The organism is Micromonospora sp. NPDC049801 (assembly GCF_040656575.1).
Lineage (GTDB): Bacteria > Actinomycetota > Actinomycetes > Mycobacteriales > Micromonosporaceae > Micromonospora.
In genome coordinates, this window is the sequence record NZ_JBFAMS010000006.1 from 12,225 (window position 1) to 26,951 (window position 14,727).

The following is a 14,727-nucleotide window of genomic DNA, read 5'->3' on the forward strand; positions in this document are numbered from 1 at the left end:
TTGCTATGTCATGCGCTAGAGTGCGGTCATGACGACAGCCGGCACGCTCGCCGACCAGGCGTACCGACAAGTTCGCACCGCGATCGCCACCGGCGAACTCGCGCCGGGGGAGAAGGTCACCGAACGCGGCATGGCCGAGCGGCTCGCGGTCAGCCCGACACCGGTGCGTGAGGCCCTGCGCCGGCTGGAGCTCGACGGGCTGATCGAGCGGATCGGGCCGCGTACCGTGCTGGTCGCCGCCATCCGCGACGCCGCCATCGACGACCTCGCGGAGGTGGAGGTCGGCCTGCGTGGCCTCGTCGCCCGCTTCGCCGCCCGACACGCCACCGCCGAGCAGCTCGACGCGCTGGACGGCATTCTCGACCGTGCTGACGACCTGCTGATCCTTCTCAAGGAGCGGTCCGCCCAGGGCGGGCCGGTCGAGCGGCACCTCGCCGAGCTGTTCGACACCATGCAGCAGTTCAACGACACGGTCAGCGCCTGCGCGCACAACCCGGTGCTGGTCCGGATGCTCGAGCAGAGCCGCGTGTTCTCCCGCCCGCAGCGTCGGGAGCTGCTTCTGCAACGGGTGGCGGAGGACGACACGTTCGGCCTGGAGCGATACAGCAGCCACCGGGCCCTGGTCCGGGCGCTGCGTGCGGGCGACTCCGCCGCCGCGGAACGCATCGCGCTCGAGGACTCGCAGGGCGGCCTCGCGGCGCTTCGGGAGGCGCCGTGACCACCCACCGGATCGCCGTCATTCCCGGTGACGGCATCGGCAAGGAGGTCGTCCCGGCCGGCCTCGACGCGCTGCACGCCACCGCACGTCGTTTCGGCCTGACGCTCACCTTCGACAGCTTCGATTTCGCCAGCGCCGACTACTGGCAGCGGCACGGCGCGATGCTGCCGCCCGACTGGGAACAGACGCTGCGGGGCTACGACGCCATCTACTTCGGCGCGGTGGGCTGGCCGGAGGTCGTACCCGACCATGTCTCGCTCTGGGGCAGCCTCCTGCAGTTCCGGCGGGTCTTCGACCAGTACGTGAACCTGCGCCCCTGCCGGCTCATGCCCGGCGTCCGCAGCCCCCTGGCCGGCCGGCACCCGGGCGACATCGACTTCGTCGTCGTCCGGGAGAACACCGAGGGCGAGTACTCCAGCGTGGGCGGGCGGATCTTCGAGGGCACCGACCGGGAAACCGTCCTACAGGAGACGGTCATGACGCGCGTCGGCGTCGACCGTGTCCTGCGCTTCGCCTTCGAGCAGGCCAACCGTCGCCCGAAGCGGCACCTGACGTCCGCCACCAAGAGCAACGGCATCTCCATCTCCATGCCGTACTGGGACGAGCGGGTGGCCGCGATGGGCGAGCGGTTCCCCGACGTTCGCCTCGACAAGTTCCACATCGACGCGCTCGTGGCGCAGTTCGTGCTCCACCCGGAGTGGTTCGACGTGGTCGTGGCCAGCAACCTGTTCGGCGACATCCTCTCCGACCTCGGCCCGGCCTGTACCGGCACCCTCGGCATCGCCCCGAGCGCCAACATCAACCCTGAGCGTGAGCACCCGAGCCTGTTCGAGCCCGTGCACGGCTCCGCACCCGACATCGCCGGCAAAGGCATCGCCAACCCGATCGGCCAGATCTGGTGCGGCTCGATGATGCTGGAGCACCTCGGCCACCCCGAGGCCGCCGCCCACCTGCTCGGCGCGGTCGAGGACGTCCTGGCGTACGGGCCCGGACAGGCACCACTGACCCCCGACCTGCACGGCACCGGCACGACGGCGGAACTGGGCCGGGCGATCGCCGAGAGGGTCAGCGAACGCCCGTCCGCCACCGCATGAGGTGGTGGCGAACGGACCGCTCCGGGTGCCGTTGGGTGTGCGCGGAGTCGGGCATGCCGGTACCTCTGGGTGATGCTGGTACCGACGGGCGGCACCTTTGCGTCGATCCTGATGAGGGGCCCGAACCGCGGGCCGTCACCGGGTGACGAGACATTGCTCAGTCTTCGTCCTGCCACCTGCGCAGATCCGTCTGGTCGTGATAGGGCATGCGGTCGGGCGTGGTGATGAATTCCATCGTCGTGCCCCAGGGCGTGCGGCAGTAGCAGACCTTGTTTCCGGGACCTTGTTCGGTGGTATAGGGAATAGCGCGAGGCTCCGTGAGGGGAGTGCCGCCGGCTCTTCTGAGGCGCTCGACCGAGGCGTCGATGTCGTCGGTGTAGAGGCCGAAGTGCGTGATGCCGAAGTCACTCGGTCGGACCGGCTGGGCTTGTTCGGGGCCGTGCATTTCGAAGAGTTCGAAATCGGGTCCGGTTCCGATCTTGACCATCGCCTGCGCGCGCACGGCCGTTCCGGGGTGAGCGCCAACGGCCCGCTCGAATTCGGGTCCCTGTCGGGGCGGATCCTCCGGTCCGAAGGACTGGTAGATCACCTGGGCGCCGAACGCTTCCACGAAGAACGTTTTCGCGGCTTCGATGTCGGGCACCGTGATGCCGATATGATTGACGCCGCGAATGACAGGTGGGGTCATGACCGTATTCCTTTCTTGTTCAACCGATCGACCGGCACGGGGTGTGAACGCAGTTCGCCCGTAGTGTCGCGATCCGCCCGGCCCGCGATGGCGCAGTCGCAGAGCTTCACTTGGCCGTGAGGAACTCGATCAGGGCGGCCGCGACCTCATCCGGCCGTTCCTCCGCGAGATAGTGGCTGGACCGCGCGATCGGGCCGCCCGTCACGTTGCTGGCGAACTCCTTGAGCATCGGCACCATCTGTGCGCCGAAGCGCTGGTCCCCGCCGAGACCCAGCACCGGAATATCGAGCGGTTGCTTCTTGTAGTCGAGCGCGGCCGCATGGTCGGCGGCGAGGGTTCGATACCACTCCATGCCGCCGCGGGTGCGACCAGGAAGCGCCATCGCCTTCGCGTAGATTTCGATGTCCGCCGGATTGAAGGTGCTGTGATCGTAGAACCGCTCAGCCATGAAGGTCGAAATATACTCATACTCACGGCCGTGGATCAGGCGCTCGGGCAGATCCCGGTTCATGTGGAAGCTGAAGTGCCAGAGCTTCGCGGTCGACGCCTCCCACTCTGTCCAGCCGGGAAGCGGAACGTCCAGGACGGCCAGGTGGCTGACAGCCTCCCGATAGGTGGTGGCCTGCGGCAGGGCGACCATCCCGCCGATGTCATGTCCGCACACGGCATAGCGCTTATGCCCAAGGGCAACCATGACTTCGTGCGCGTCGCGTGCCATCGTCGCCTTGTCGTAGCCGTCGAGCGGGCAGTCGGAAAAACCCGCGCCGCGCAGATCGATGGCCACCACGCTGAAATGCTCGGCCAGCAGCGGCATCGCACGGTGCCATCCCCACCAGGTCTCCGGCCATCCGTGAAGCAGAAGGATCGGCGGGCCTGAGCCTCCGGTGACGGCGTTGACCTTGATGCCATTCGCCGGCACCAGTTGCTGGCTGAACCCCTTCAAGGTTGCGATCATGGCCGCCCTCCAGTCAGAGGTTGACGTTCAGACAGGGTTCGCGGCCAGCGCTCAGGGCTGGTCGAATTCGATGGCGGGCGTGTGTTCCGCCAGGCGTCGATATCGCAGCGGACGGCAGTCGGCCTTCGCTCAGCGATCAGGTGTGCGATCGGGCCGAACGAAGCCGGGCGTCGTCGTCGTCGACCGCCTCGTCAACCCCGCCGAAGGTCTCGACCGCCGTTGCGTCCGCTGCCTTGGCTGCCGCCGCATCGGTCACGTCCAGCGGCAAGGTGATCGTGCGGCCACCGAGAACCGCGGCCTTTTCCTCGACCGTCTTCACCTCGCGGGCCGGCGCGATGGACCGATCGCGCTGTGCCTCAGCGAGCGCGGGCCGCCGGACGAAGCCGCTCAAGCAGCCTGTTGTGAGCCACTTTTCAATAGCTCCTCTCCGAGTTGTTTCCAGACGGCGTAGAGCTGTCGCCGCCACGAACCGCCATATCGGCCATGATCGACCAGTCCTGCGCGCCTGAGGTCAAGCTACCGCGACCAGGTAGGTTCCGGGCACGTAACTGGTGAGATCCCATGAGAGCGTGGTTGGGAAGGGTCCTTGTGGGCCGCGTAGCCGCATAACAACGGCGATCCGGGCCGGCAGGTGGCGCGGCGGCTGCGCGTCTTGGCTACCCCTCCGATCTGCCCGATGCCCAGTGGGCGCTGATGAGGCGTTCAGCCCCGCTCGCCGATGGACATGAAGTCATCCGCCAGCAGGGCGTTCAAGCGGTCGGTGTCGGCGTGCAGTTCGGCGTGGTCGAATGCTTGCTGGAGTTCGCGGATGTCAGCTGTCACGTGAGGGTCCTGTCGCGCGCGCGTGGGGTGGTAAAAAGCCTTTGTCGAGAAGCGCTGATGGCAGTGTGTTTCACATCGTGACGACGAGCTTGCCGGTCGTGTGCCGGCGGACGAAGTCGACGCATGCTTGAGCGCCCTGGTCGAGGGTGTAGCGGCGGCCGATCGTGGCCGGTAGTTCTCCACGGACCGCAAGTTCACCGACTTCCCGCATCCCGCCGAAGGCGCCGTCCATGTCCAGCACGAAATGCAGACCGACGTCGTCACGGCCAATCCAGTCCTGCTGCGGTACTGGGTAAGTGATCGTGAGAAGGCGTCCACCCGGGCGGATGACGCCTGCGACTCCGGCAAGGTCGTCACTCGGCAGGGTCAGGTTGATCGCGACGTCGACGTCGGAGGGGTATTCGGATTCCGCGTACCCGATGGTTTGGTCGGCGCCGAGAGCGCGGAGGATGCCGGCGTCAGCGGCGGTCGCCGTGGCGATCACCCGAGCCTTCGCGGCGGCGAGCAGCGGGACCACCGCGGTTCCGACGCCGCCGGTCGCGCCGACGACCAGGACGGTTTCTCCTGGCCGCACCTTGGCGGTTGCCATCAGCGCCCGTGCGGTCAGGCCGACGATGGGCAGGGCGGCCGCCTGTTCGATGTCGAGGCCGGCCGGGCGGTGCGCCAGGAACGGGGTGTCGGCCTCGAAGACCGCGTACTCGGCCAGTGAGCCGGTGCTCAGCGACGGCCGGGTCGTACCGGCCATCGCCCGCAGCGCCCGCGGCACAGCCTGACCGAAGACCTCGTCGCCGACCTGGTAGGCCATCACGCCCGCGCCGACCTCGCTGACCGTGCCGGCGAAGTCGTTGCCCGGCACGTGTGGGAACTCCAGTGGCACGACGTCACGGAAATCGCCGCTGGGCAGCCGGACATCGGCCGGGTTGATCGAGGCGGCGGCGATCCGGACCTGGATCTGCCCCGGCCCAGGCTGGGGCACCGGCACGTCCCCCACGGTGTATTGCTCGGGCGGCCCGTAGCCGGTCACGACAACTGCCTTCATGCGCTTCCTCCATAAACGGACCGGGCGGTCATGTTATCGGTCGCCAAGCTAGCAATAAACGGACCGCGCGGTCAACTTGCTAGGGTGGCAGCGTGACCTCAACCCGCCCGTTGCGTGCCGACGCCGCCCGAAACCGGCGGCTGCTACTGGCGGCCGCCGCCGATGAGTTCGCGGAGCGTGGCCTGGACGTCTCGGTCGCCGACATCGCCCGCCGGGCCGGCCTCGGCAAGGGCACCCTGTTCCGTCACTTCGCCACGAAGGATGACCTGCTCGCCGCGATCGTCCTCGACCGGATCGACGCGCTCAACGCCGTCGGCGAACAGTTGCTCGACGCAGCGGACCCGGGTGCCGCGCTGCTGGAGTTCCTCACCGTCGCCGCAGACCAACAACGGCAACGCGACCTGTCGTTCCTGCAGGAAGCCGGCGAACTGAACACGGACGTCACCAGGGCCCGCGAGCAGATGTTCCGCACAGTGCACGAGCTTGTCGATCGGGCTCGTGAACACGGCGCCGTGCGGGCCGACGTCACCGGCGCCGACGTCATCCTGCTGATGTGCGCACCCAACTACGTCACCAGCTACGTGCCGGACGCCCCGCCCGACCTGTGGCAGCGATACCTTGCCATCATCTTCGACGGCCTACGTCCGGAAGGTGCCCACCCGCTGCCCCACCCGCCACCAGCCGCCCCTTGACGCCGCAACACAGGGTCTGACCGCCGATGCTGCTGGCGCGTCTGGGTTCGCTCGGCTGAACGCGCTTACGGGGGAACGGAGACCGCCGGCCGCACCTGGTTGAGCACGGTGGCAAGCAACGTCATGGACATGTCTATGACGCAACATCACCGCACAATCCACCAGCGGATCGGCCGACCCAAGATAAACGGCGAGCCCGTACGCTGGGAAGGTGATCGACTTTCGTGCGGCGGTCGAAGCGGGCGATCTCGACGCCATTGAGGCGTCGCTGGCCGACAACGTGGTGTTCCGCAGCCCGGTCGCGTTCAAGCCCTATCAGGGCAAGCCGATCACTGCCGCGATTCTGCGGGGTGTGTTGCGGGTGTTCGAGGACTTCCGGTACCTCCGGGAGTTGAGCGGCGAGGGCGGTCCGGATCACGCGCTGGTGTTCGAGGCGCGGATGGGTGATGTCGCCGTAGAAGGCTGTGACTTCCTGCATCTGGATGAGAGCGGCCTGGTCGACCAGTTTACGGTCATGGTTCGTCCGCTGTCCGCCGTGCAGGCCTTGGCCGCCGCAATGGGCGCCGAATTCGACCAGATCCAGCGCGAGGCGACCACCGGCTAGGTGTATTGCCCAGGGACGTTGGTCAACCTGGTGATGGGCGGGTTTGCCGGCGGTAGCGGTGTGGGGCCGCGGTGATTGTGGTGGTGGAGCCGGGCGGGTAGAGCTGCTCTCGTGAGGCGTTCAGTGCAGCCTGGACAGTGGGCTTCCACTGGGCAGCGAAGGTGTCCGCGAATCGCTCGTGGTCCGACCGTCGCTGGACGTTGCCCACCTTTCGCACACGGTGTTGAAGCAGATGATGGCCAAGCTCGTGCAGCAGTACGTCAAATCGCATGAAGTCCCGCAGCCGAACCGCTTCGCGTGCCGGTTGTTCGTAGAGAAGGATCTCGCCCGGTGCTCTGGTCTTGCCGTAGAGGACTGATCGGCGGTCGAAGTCCTCGGTCTGCCGCAACTCGATGACGCGTAGTCCGTACCAGGCGGCGGGCCCGACGACCTCCAGCACTTCACGAACGTCACATCCGCTGGCCGGATGCGCGAATCCCGGCCGCGCTGCGTGTACGTGGATCCGGATCCGGTCCAACCCCGGAGCGCGACGGAGCGCCTGACGCGCCCGGGGATCTGTACGCAGGCTTCGGCTCACATCGCCCATGCTCGGCGACCCCACGGTGTGCGACAACGGGTTTTCGCCGCGGAACCTACGCCCGTGCGGGCTCAGTACGGCTGGCCGCACACCTTCCAGGCGTCGTCCTCCTTCACCAACGCGAACAGGTGCCGGTCGGTGAAGCCGCTGTCCAGGGTCAGGGCCATGTTCACCGTCGCGGACGTGCGGCCGTTGACGCTCGACACATTGACGCCGGTGACCTTATGGCCGCGGATTTTCGGCTGCTTGGCGACGCCCTGGACGAAGGCCTCTCTCGTGTACCTGACGCGCGTGTCGCCGCACAACAGTCCGTACGCCGCGTCCGCATCCTCCGCCTCCAGGTCGCTGACGAACGACTCGGCGGCCTGCCGCGCCGGATCCGTTGCCCCCTTGACTCCCTTGTACAGGAAGAAGCCGCCGATGCCGGCGCCACCGCAGCACAGCACGACGAGCACGCCAACGACGATCAACACGGTTCGCAACGTCCGCCGCTTCGGCGGTTGGGGCATCTGGTACGGGTGGGTCATGGGTATGGACGGTAGGGGATGCGAGAAATCCTCGGTGCCCCGTCCATGCCGTGCGGGAAACACGTTTCCCGGCCTGCTGGCCGTGCCATAGACTCCGCCGGTGCTTGCGGTGTCGGGGGACTTCGAGATCCACATCACGGCGCTCGCTCATCACGCCGAGAAGCTGTCGGCGTTCGCCGCCAAACGCGGCCTGAAGTTCGTCCATATCGTGCTCGATCGCGGCGCCAACGTCTCTCAACCGATGCTCACCCTGACCGGCCGAGGCGCCCTGACCGATCAGGTTGCCGCGGTGCGGCACTGGCGACGCGAACTGCGCGAGGCAGGGATCCACCCGTGCCGTTCGAAGATCGAGGCGGCGCCGTGGTGCGTCGGCGTACCGCAGTCGGATGAGCAGGCGGCAGTCGAACCCGCTGACCGGTACTTCGAGCACCACGTCAAACTGCTGCTCCCCAGTACGACGGTGGCGGATCTGATGGCTCTCACTGATCTGGTCGCTCCGCACGGGGCACGGTTGTCACGTAACGCTCGCCGGGAGCTGGTGGACGGCGCGCAGGAACGGTTCGTCAACCAGCGATGTCACGGTGTCGGGCTCGCCACGGCCGGGCGGCGGCTGGACGAGCTTGTCGCGACCCTCCGGGCCGCCGGCCACGAGCCTAGGGCCGTGGAGCAGGAGTACGTCGTCTCCGACAGCGACCTGCACCACGACCACGGTTGGCTGGAGTCGGCCACGCCGAGGGCGAGCGGTTGGGCGCGGGAGCGTGAGAACCGGATGAGGTCGGCGCCGGCTGGCTCGCCGGACTACCCGCCGACCTACCGGCCGCTACCCGTCAGCCCGGCCGTGCGTCAGAAGGCGGCGTTCGACCCCGCTCTCCGGCAGTACCCGAACGCCTACCACGCCGGAGAGCCCGACTTCGTCGTGGAGGCCACCGGCCAGCTGTGGACCACCGCCCGGCGTGCCGCCATGAATCACGTCCTGGCGGCTATCGCCACAACAACCTGGGTTCGGCACCTGGTCCTGCGTGGCAGCGTCACCATGGCGACCTGGGTCGGCGACGCCGCCCGCGAGCCGGGCGACCTCGACTTCGTCGTCACTCCGCACACCATCGCCAGCGACAGCACCGACGCTCGCGCGCTGCTCGATGACATCAAGACCGCCGTGCGAACCGTGCCCGGCGCCGGCCTGCAACCAGACCGGATAACCGAGGCCGCCATCTGGACGTACGAACGAGCTGACGGACGCCGCCTCGTGATCCCGTTCAGCACCCCGGGGGCACCGGACGGCCACGTACAGGTCGACGTCGTCTTCGGTGAAGAGCTTCCCCTCCCACCAGAGGTGCTGACACTGCCTGACATCGATCAGCCGGTACTGGCCGCGCCCGCCTCGCTGGCGCTGGCGTGGAAGCTGCTGTGGCTGGCCACCGACAGGTACCCGCAAGGCAAGGACCTCTACGACGCGGTCCTACTCGCCGAACACACCACCGTCGACCGAGCCCTCGTCCGCCAGCTCATGCGACCCGAACTCGGCGCCGAAGCGGACAACTTCACTGCCGAAACCGCCTTGTCCTGGCAGGTCGACTGGATCAACTTCACCGACGAGTGTCCCGGTATCACGGGCACCGCCGATCAGTGGACCAGGCGGCTGGCGCTGGCCCTCGATCACGCCTGGAGCTGAATCGCCAGGCGGATATTTGTGCTGGGTGTCCCGGCGCTGGACGGGGTCAGTGCTCGTCCGGCCGGGTCCGTCCGATCGTGCACACGCGGTTGCCCCTCGACGAGGGGGTTAAGGCGCACGAGCTGATGGAGGCCCGCACGCAGCTCGGCAAGGTCGTACTCGTCCCCTGAGGAGCCCGCTACCCCTGATCGACGGCGGCGGTCGTCGCCCTGCGGGCGCGACCGGCGCTTCGCGTCGTGCCGAGGACGAACGGGTCTCCGACCGAGTACGGGGTGACGTTACGGCCGCCCGGCCGGCGGGCCGACCACCAGGAGGCAGTCGGCCCACCCGTCCCGACCACCCCGTGGGCTGGCCACGCCGCTGCCGCTCGCCCTCGGCCGACCGCAGGTGGCCGAGTGCGCCGCGACCGACGGACCCGTCCATCGTCTCGTGGCAGGGTCACGCGGAGTTGCGCCACTTGCGGCCATTTCGGCCGATGAGCCGGTCGGCGTCGGTCGGGCCCCAGGAGGCGGCCTCGTAGGTGGGTATCGGCGACTCGTCCTTTGCCCAGTTGTCGATGATCGGGTCGACGATCCTCCAGCACTGCTGCACCTCGTCGCTGCGGATGAAGAGCGACGCGTCACCGATCAGCGCGTCCAGGAGTAGCCGCTCGTACGCCTCCGGAGACTCCTCGACGAACGTCTGGTCGTACGAGAACTCCATGGTGGCGGTGCGGACCCGGAAGGAGTGGCCCGGCACTTTGGCGCCGAAGCGCAACGAGATGCCCTCGTTCGGCTGGATCCGCAGGATCAGCGCGTCAGCGTCGAGGCCGGTGAGCTGATCGGTCGGGATCGGCAGGTGCGGCGGCCGTTGGAACTGCAGTGCCACCTCGGTGAGCCGGGCCGGCAGGCGCTTGCCGGTGCGTACGTAGAACGGCACCCCGGCCCAGCGCCAGTTGTCCACGTTGAGCCGCATGGCGGCGTAGGTCTCGGTCCGCGACAGGGGATCGACGCCGGCCTCCTCGCGGTAGCCGGCCATCAGCTCCTCGCGGGTGCCGCCCCGGGTGTACTGACCCCGGACCGCGGCGTCGGCGATGTCCCGGTCGGTGGGGAGGCGGATCGCCTGCAGCAGCTTCACCTTCTCGTTGCGCAGGCCCTCAGCCTCGAATGAGGCCGGCGGCTCCATCAGTGCCAGCGCGAGGACCTGGAGCACGTGGTTCTGCACGATGTCCCGCATCGCGCCGGCGTCCTCGTAGAAGCCGCCGCGGCTGCCGACGCCGAGGGTCTCGGCGACGGTGATCTGCACGTGGTCGACCCAGGAGCGATCCCAGATGGGCTGGAAGATCGAGTTCGCGAAGCGCAGCGCCAGGACGTTCTGGACGGTGTCCTTGCCCAGGTAGTGATCGATACGAAAGACCTGGTGCTCGTCGAATGCGCTGTGCACGACGCCATCGAGTTCGCGTGCCGTGACCAGGTCCCGCCCGTACGGCTTCTCGATGACCAGGCGGGAGAATGAGCCTTCGCGTGGCTGGTTCAGCCCGACTCGGGCCAGTCCGTTGATCACCGGCTCGAAGGCCCCGGCCGGGGTGGACAGGTAGAAGAGCCGGTTGCCGGACGTGCCCCGCTGTGCGTCGAGTTCGTCGAGGGTCTCCACGAGTCGCTTGTAGGTTTCCGGGTCGTCGTAGCCGCCGGCCACGTACCGCACGCCGCCCTGGAGTTGGCGTTTGCTGGCGACGGCGTGTTCGCCGAGTGCGCTCTCGGCGAACTGCTCGTCGGTCATCGACGTGCGCGCGACACCGACGAGCGCGAACTGGTCCGGGAGCCGCTCGTGCCGGGCCAGGCTCTCTACCGCGGGCAGCAGCTTGCGCCGGGTCAGGTCACCGGAGGCACCGAAGATTACCAGCGTGGCCGGCGGGGCACTCCGCTCCTGGATGAGCGGGGATGCGTGGTCCATGATCTGCGTTCCTCCGGGCACAAGGGGTGTGGGTTGGGGGTGCAGTGCTGTCATGCCGGGGATTGTGTGGCGGTAGTGTCCGGCGGCCCCCCGGCGTGGCCCGTTGGTTGCGGAGCTTGAGCGTCGCATGCCGGCCGGGGGGTCGGCGACCCGGTGACGATCGGGTGCCCCGCCGCTGAGCCGGATCGGCACGCAGAGCTGGGCGGTAAGGCTGCTCAGGCCCAGTCCGGGACCTCTCGGCCGTCGCCCTGCCCCTGGTGGCTGGACCGCTCGGGCCGGACGCCACGGGAGGTACAGCCTGCTGTACCGGAAGACGCCCGCTGGCTTCAGCGATCTCGGCCGCCGGGCGACCTAGCGTTCGGGTGTCAGCGAAAAGCGCACACCGAGAGGCCTAGTGATGATCGACATGGTCGCGGTCCGGGTCGAAGGAGTCAGCCGGACCTACGCCACCGACGGGGAGCCGGTCGTTGCGCTCGCCGGCGTTGAGGCGAGCTTCGCCCGCGGTACGTTCACGGCGGTCATGGGTCCGTCCGGCTCCGGCAAGAGCACGCTGCTGCAGACCGCCGCCGGCCTCGACCGGCCGACGTCGGGCCACGTCTGGATCGGCGACACCGAGCTGTCCACGCTCTCCGAGACCAAGCTGACCGAACTGCGGCGGGATCGCATCGGCTTCGTCTTCCAGGCCTTCAACCTGGTCGGCGCGCTCACCGTCGACGAGAACATCGAGTTGCCCTCGAAGCTCTCGGGCAGGCGGCCCGATCCGCGATGGTTGGCGGAGGTCATCGAACGCGTCGGGCTGGCGGATCGTCGGTCGCGTCGGCCGTCCCAGCTCTCCGGTGGCCAGCAGCAGCGGGTCGCGATCGCCCGGGCACTGTCGGTCCGGCCCGACGTGATCTTCGCCGACGAGCCGACCGGGGCCCTCGACACCGAGTCGGCCGCCGACGTTCTGGCCCTGCTGCGCTCGGCGGTCGACGACTTCCACCAGACCGTGGTGATGGTGACCCACGACCCGGTCGCCGCCGCCTACGCCGACCGCGTGCTCGTGCTGGCCGACGGTCGCATCGTCCGCGACCTGCCGCCCCTGGGCGCTGAGAAGATCGCCGAGGTGCTGGCCACGACGCGCATGACGGGAGCCATTCGATGACCGGTCTCGCGTTGCGTCTGCTCCGGCAGCGCCCCGCCTCCGCCATCGCCACCCTGGTGGCCCTGGCCGGTGGGGTGATGATCCTGATGACCCTGGCGGTCTTCGTGCAGTCCGCGCTGCTGTTCCGGCCCCCACCGGAGCAGTTCGCGGCGGCCGACGTGGTGGTCGCCCATCGGGAGCTGACCGTGACCACCAGGGAGTTCGGCGACACGACCACCACCCGGGTGCCGCTGCCCGAGGGCACCGTCCCGGTCGGGCTGGCCGATGAGATCCGCGCGCTCCCCGGCGTCACCGACGTCCGCTTGGTGGGGGCCGAGGGTGGCGTCGCGTCGGCTGTCGAAGTCCAGGCCCGCGCGGACGCGTACGGGGCGATCGACCGGCTCGCCCGGCAGGCCGGTGTCGAGTCGTACACCGGGATGGACCGCGGCTGGGCCGAGCAGTCCGACTCGATCGCGGCCCGCTCGTTCCTGCTCACGGCCGGCTCGGCGTTCGGCGGCTACGTGGTCCTGCTGATCGTCGGGGTGGCGGCGGGCACGATCGGCCTGTCGGTCCGGCATCGTCGCCGCGACCTGGCACTGCTGCGGGCAGTAGCCGCCACCCCGCGCCAGGCGCGCCTGCTGGTCGTGGCCGAGGGGGTCCTCGTGGCTCTGGCGTCCGCCGTGCTCGGTGTGCCCGCCGGTCTCTGGTCCACCCACTGGGTGCACCACCAGCTGGTCACCCGGGGCTTCCTGCCCGCTGACTTTCCGATCGTCAACGCCGGGGTTGCCGCTGCGGCCGCCGTCGCGGTGACCGTCCTGGTGGCAGCCTCCGGGGCGTGGATCGCGGCGCGGCGCATCGCCCGCATCCGCCCGGCCGAGGCGCTCGGTGAGGCCGCGATCGAACCAACTCGCGGCGGCCGGATCCGGCTCGTCTCCGGCCTGGTCACGTTGGGCGGCGGCGTGGTCTCGCTGTTCTTCGCCGCCGGGCTGTCCGGCACGGCCGCGCTGGCCACCGCGGTCGGCATGCTCTACCTGCTCGTGATCGCCGTCGCGCTGCTCGCGCCCTGGATCAACGGATTGGCCGCCCGGCTGATGTCGCCGGTGTTGCGGACGGTGTGGCGCGCGCCGGGGGAACTGGCGGCGGCCAACCTGCGGGTCAACGCGCGCGGAATGTCGGTCGTGCTGAGCGCGCTCGTGCTGGCGATCGGCTTCGGCGGTTCGGTCTGGTTCCTTCAGGACAATCTCCAGCGGCAGACCGTCACGCAGAGCCGCGACGGCATGCTGGCCGACCGGGTGCTGACCGCGCCGCACGGCATCTCGTCGACGGAGGTGGCGAACGTACGCCAGATCCCCGGGGTCGAGGCGGCGACCGGCGTCCGGAACACGTCGGTGGTGGTCCGGGTCCTCGACGGTGCTGAGCCGGTCGTCGCCCGGGCGGTCGACCCGAGCGGGCTTACGTCGACGATCGACGTGAAGGTGCGGGAGGGCAGCCTGGCCGAGCTGACCGACGGAACCATCGCCGCCTCGGCCCTGCAGGCCTCGTCCTCGGGCTGGAAGGTCGGCCAGACGGCCGAGATCTGGCTGGCGGACGGCACACCGGTCCATCCGCGCCTGGTGGCGACCTACGACCGTGGGCTCGGCTTCGGCGACGTGCTGCTGCCACAGGAACGCGGTGTCTACGACGAGATGCTCGTGCGTACCACCGGCGACGTCGACCAACGGCTGGCCGCCTTCGGTACGGTGACCGACGCCGGCACCGTGACCGGGCGGTTGAACCGCGACCTGGCCATCTCAGCCTGGCTCAACAAGCTGCTCATCACCGTGCTGATCGGCTATTCGGCCCTGGCCGCCGGCAACACCATGGTCATGGCCGCGCTGGCCCGCAGCCGGGAACTCGCGGTGCTCCGCCTGGCCGGGGTGACCCGGCGGCAGGTCCGGCGGATGGTCGAAGCCGAACAGGTGGGCCTGCTCGCGACGGCGCTGACGCTCGGTGTGGCGATCGCCGGGATGACGCTGATCGCGGTCGTCCACGCGCTCACCGGCACGCTGATCCCGTACGTCCCACCGCTGGGCTGGGCCGCGGTGCTGGGCGGCGCGACCGCGCTGGCCCTGGTAACCACGATCCTGCCGGTTCGGCGGTTGCTGCGGACCCCACCGGTCCGCGCCGCGGGTTCCAGGGAGTGACGCGCAAACTGTCCGGGTGAATTAGCAGCTCGACGCCGGCTGGTCGTCCCCCGTCAGGTGCTGTCGAAGCCGAGTTGCTCGCCCAGCTCGATGAGGTCCAC

General features: G+C 69.0%; 14 protein-coding genes and 1 pseudogene. 8 read left to right on the forward strand and 7 right to left on the reverse strand.

The annotated features are described in order from the left end of the window. The first annotated feature begins 28 nt into the window (after positions 1–28). The gene (locus AB0I89_RS12880) at positions 29–718 is read left to right on the forward strand and encodes a GntR family transcriptional regulator (RefSeq protein WP_357124771.1); all 690 of its coding nucleotides are present in this window, start codon (positions 29–31) and stop codon (positions 716–718) included. Continuing rightward, complete coding sequence (locus AB0I89_RS12885) at positions 715–1,812, forward strand: tartrate dehydrogenase (RefSeq protein WP_357124773.1); 1,098 nt, start codon at positions 715–717, stop codon at positions 1,810–1,812. Before AB0I89_RS12880 ends, AB0I89_RS12885 begins: the two co-directional genes overlap by 4 nt. A 157-nt stretch (positions 1,813–1,969) precedes the next feature. Here the strand turns inward: AB0I89_RS12885 and AB0I89_RS12890 are convergent, their stop codons facing one another. The 4 genes from AB0I89_RS12890 to AB0I89_RS12905 form a co-directional block, all read right to left on the reverse strand. After that, positions 1,970–2,500 carry a VOC family protein gene (locus tag AB0I89_RS12890; protein ID WP_355047774.1) on the reverse strand — a complete coding sequence of 177 codons (531 nt, stop codon included), beginning with the start codon at positions 2,498–2,500 and terminating at the stop codon, positions 1,970–1,972. A 106-nt stretch (positions 2,501–2,606) separates the two neighbouring features. Continuing rightward, positions 2,607–3,455: an alpha/beta hydrolase gene (locus AB0I89_RS12895; protein ID WP_357124776.1), complete on the reverse strand. Its 849-nt coding sequence runs from the start codon at positions 3,453–3,455 to the stop codon at positions 2,607–2,609. Positions 3,456–3,591: 136 nt separating this feature from the next. Then, on the reverse strand, positions 3,592–3,846 hold the full coding sequence (locus AB0I89_RS12900) for a hypothetical protein (RefSeq protein WP_357124780.1): 255 nt from the start codon (positions 3,844–3,846) through the stop codon (positions 3,592–3,594). 501 nt (positions 3,847–4,347) lie between these two features. After that, the gene (locus tag AB0I89_RS12905; protein WP_357124783.1) at positions 4,348–5,316 is read right to left on the reverse strand and encodes an NADP-dependent oxidoreductase; all 969 of its coding nucleotides are present in this window, start codon (positions 5,314–5,316) and stop codon (positions 4,348–4,350) included. Positions 5,317–5,408: 92 nt separating this feature from the next. Between AB0I89_RS12905 and AB0I89_RS12910 the strand changes: the two genes are divergently transcribed. Both AB0I89_RS12910 and AB0I89_RS12915 read left to right on the forward strand, forming a co-directional pair. Continuing rightward, the gene (locus tag AB0I89_RS12910) at positions 5,409–6,008 is read left to right on the forward strand and encodes a helix-turn-helix domain-containing protein (protein ID WP_357124786.1); all 600 of its coding nucleotides are present in this window, start codon (positions 5,409–5,411) and stop codon (positions 6,006–6,008) included. Positions 6,009–6,219: 211 nt separating this feature from the next. After that, entirely contained in the window at positions 6,220–6,612 is a 393-nt protein-coding gene (locus tag AB0I89_RS12915) for a nuclear transport factor 2 family protein (RefSeq protein WP_357124789.1), read from the forward strand. Here AB0I89_RS12915 and AB0I89_RS12920 read toward each other — a convergent pair. Beyond that, positions 6,609–6,737: pseudogene (locus AB0I89_RS12920) on the reverse strand (IS481 family transposase); the annotation flags it as partial. The gene AB0I89_RS12915 and the pseudogene AB0I89_RS12920 overlap by 4 nt on opposite strands. A gap of 523 nt (positions 6,738–7,260) precedes the next feature. Continuing rightward, a complete protein-coding gene (locus AB0I89_RS12925; RefSeq protein WP_357124792.1) occupies positions 7,261–7,716 on the reverse strand; it encodes a hypothetical protein in 456 nt (151 codons plus the stop codon). A 100-nt stretch (positions 7,717–7,816) separates the two neighbouring features. Between AB0I89_RS12925 and AB0I89_RS12930 the strand changes: the two genes are divergently transcribed. Next, on the forward strand, positions 7,817–9,388 hold the full coding sequence (locus AB0I89_RS12930) for a nucleotidyl transferase AbiEii/AbiGii toxin family protein (protein WP_357124795.1): 1,572 nt from the start codon (positions 7,817–7,819) through the stop codon (positions 9,386–9,388). Further along, on the forward strand, positions 9,343–9,558 hold the full coding sequence (locus AB0I89_RS12935; protein WP_357124799.1) for a zinc-binding dehydrogenase: 216 nt from the start codon (positions 9,343–9,345) through the stop codon (positions 9,556–9,558). The genes AB0I89_RS12930 and AB0I89_RS12935 overlap by 46 nt, the downstream gene beginning before the upstream one ends. Positions 9,559–9,826: 268 nt before the next feature. Here the strand turns inward: AB0I89_RS12935 and zwf are convergent, their stop codons facing one another. Then, the gene (gene zwf / locus AB0I89_RS12940) at positions 9,827–11,320 is read right to left on the reverse strand and encodes a glucose-6-phosphate dehydrogenase (RefSeq protein ID WP_357124802.1); all 1,494 of its coding nucleotides are present in this window, start codon (positions 11,318–11,320) and stop codon (positions 9,827–9,829) included. 406 nt (positions 11,321–11,726) lie between these two features. Between zwf and AB0I89_RS12945 the strand changes: the two genes are divergently transcribed. Beyond that, a complete protein-coding gene (locus AB0I89_RS12945; protein ID WP_357125693.1) occupies positions 11,727–12,464 on the forward strand; it encodes an ABC transporter ATP-binding protein in 738 nt (245 codons plus the stop codon). Then, positions 12,461–14,626, forward strand: coding sequence for an FtsX-like permease family protein (locus AB0I89_RS12950; RefSeq protein WP_357124805.1), 2,166 nt, complete (start codon positions 12,461–12,463; stop codon positions 14,624–14,626). The genes AB0I89_RS12945 and AB0I89_RS12950 overlap by 4 nt, the downstream gene beginning before the upstream one ends. Positions 14,627–14,727 lie beyond the last annotated feature (101 nt).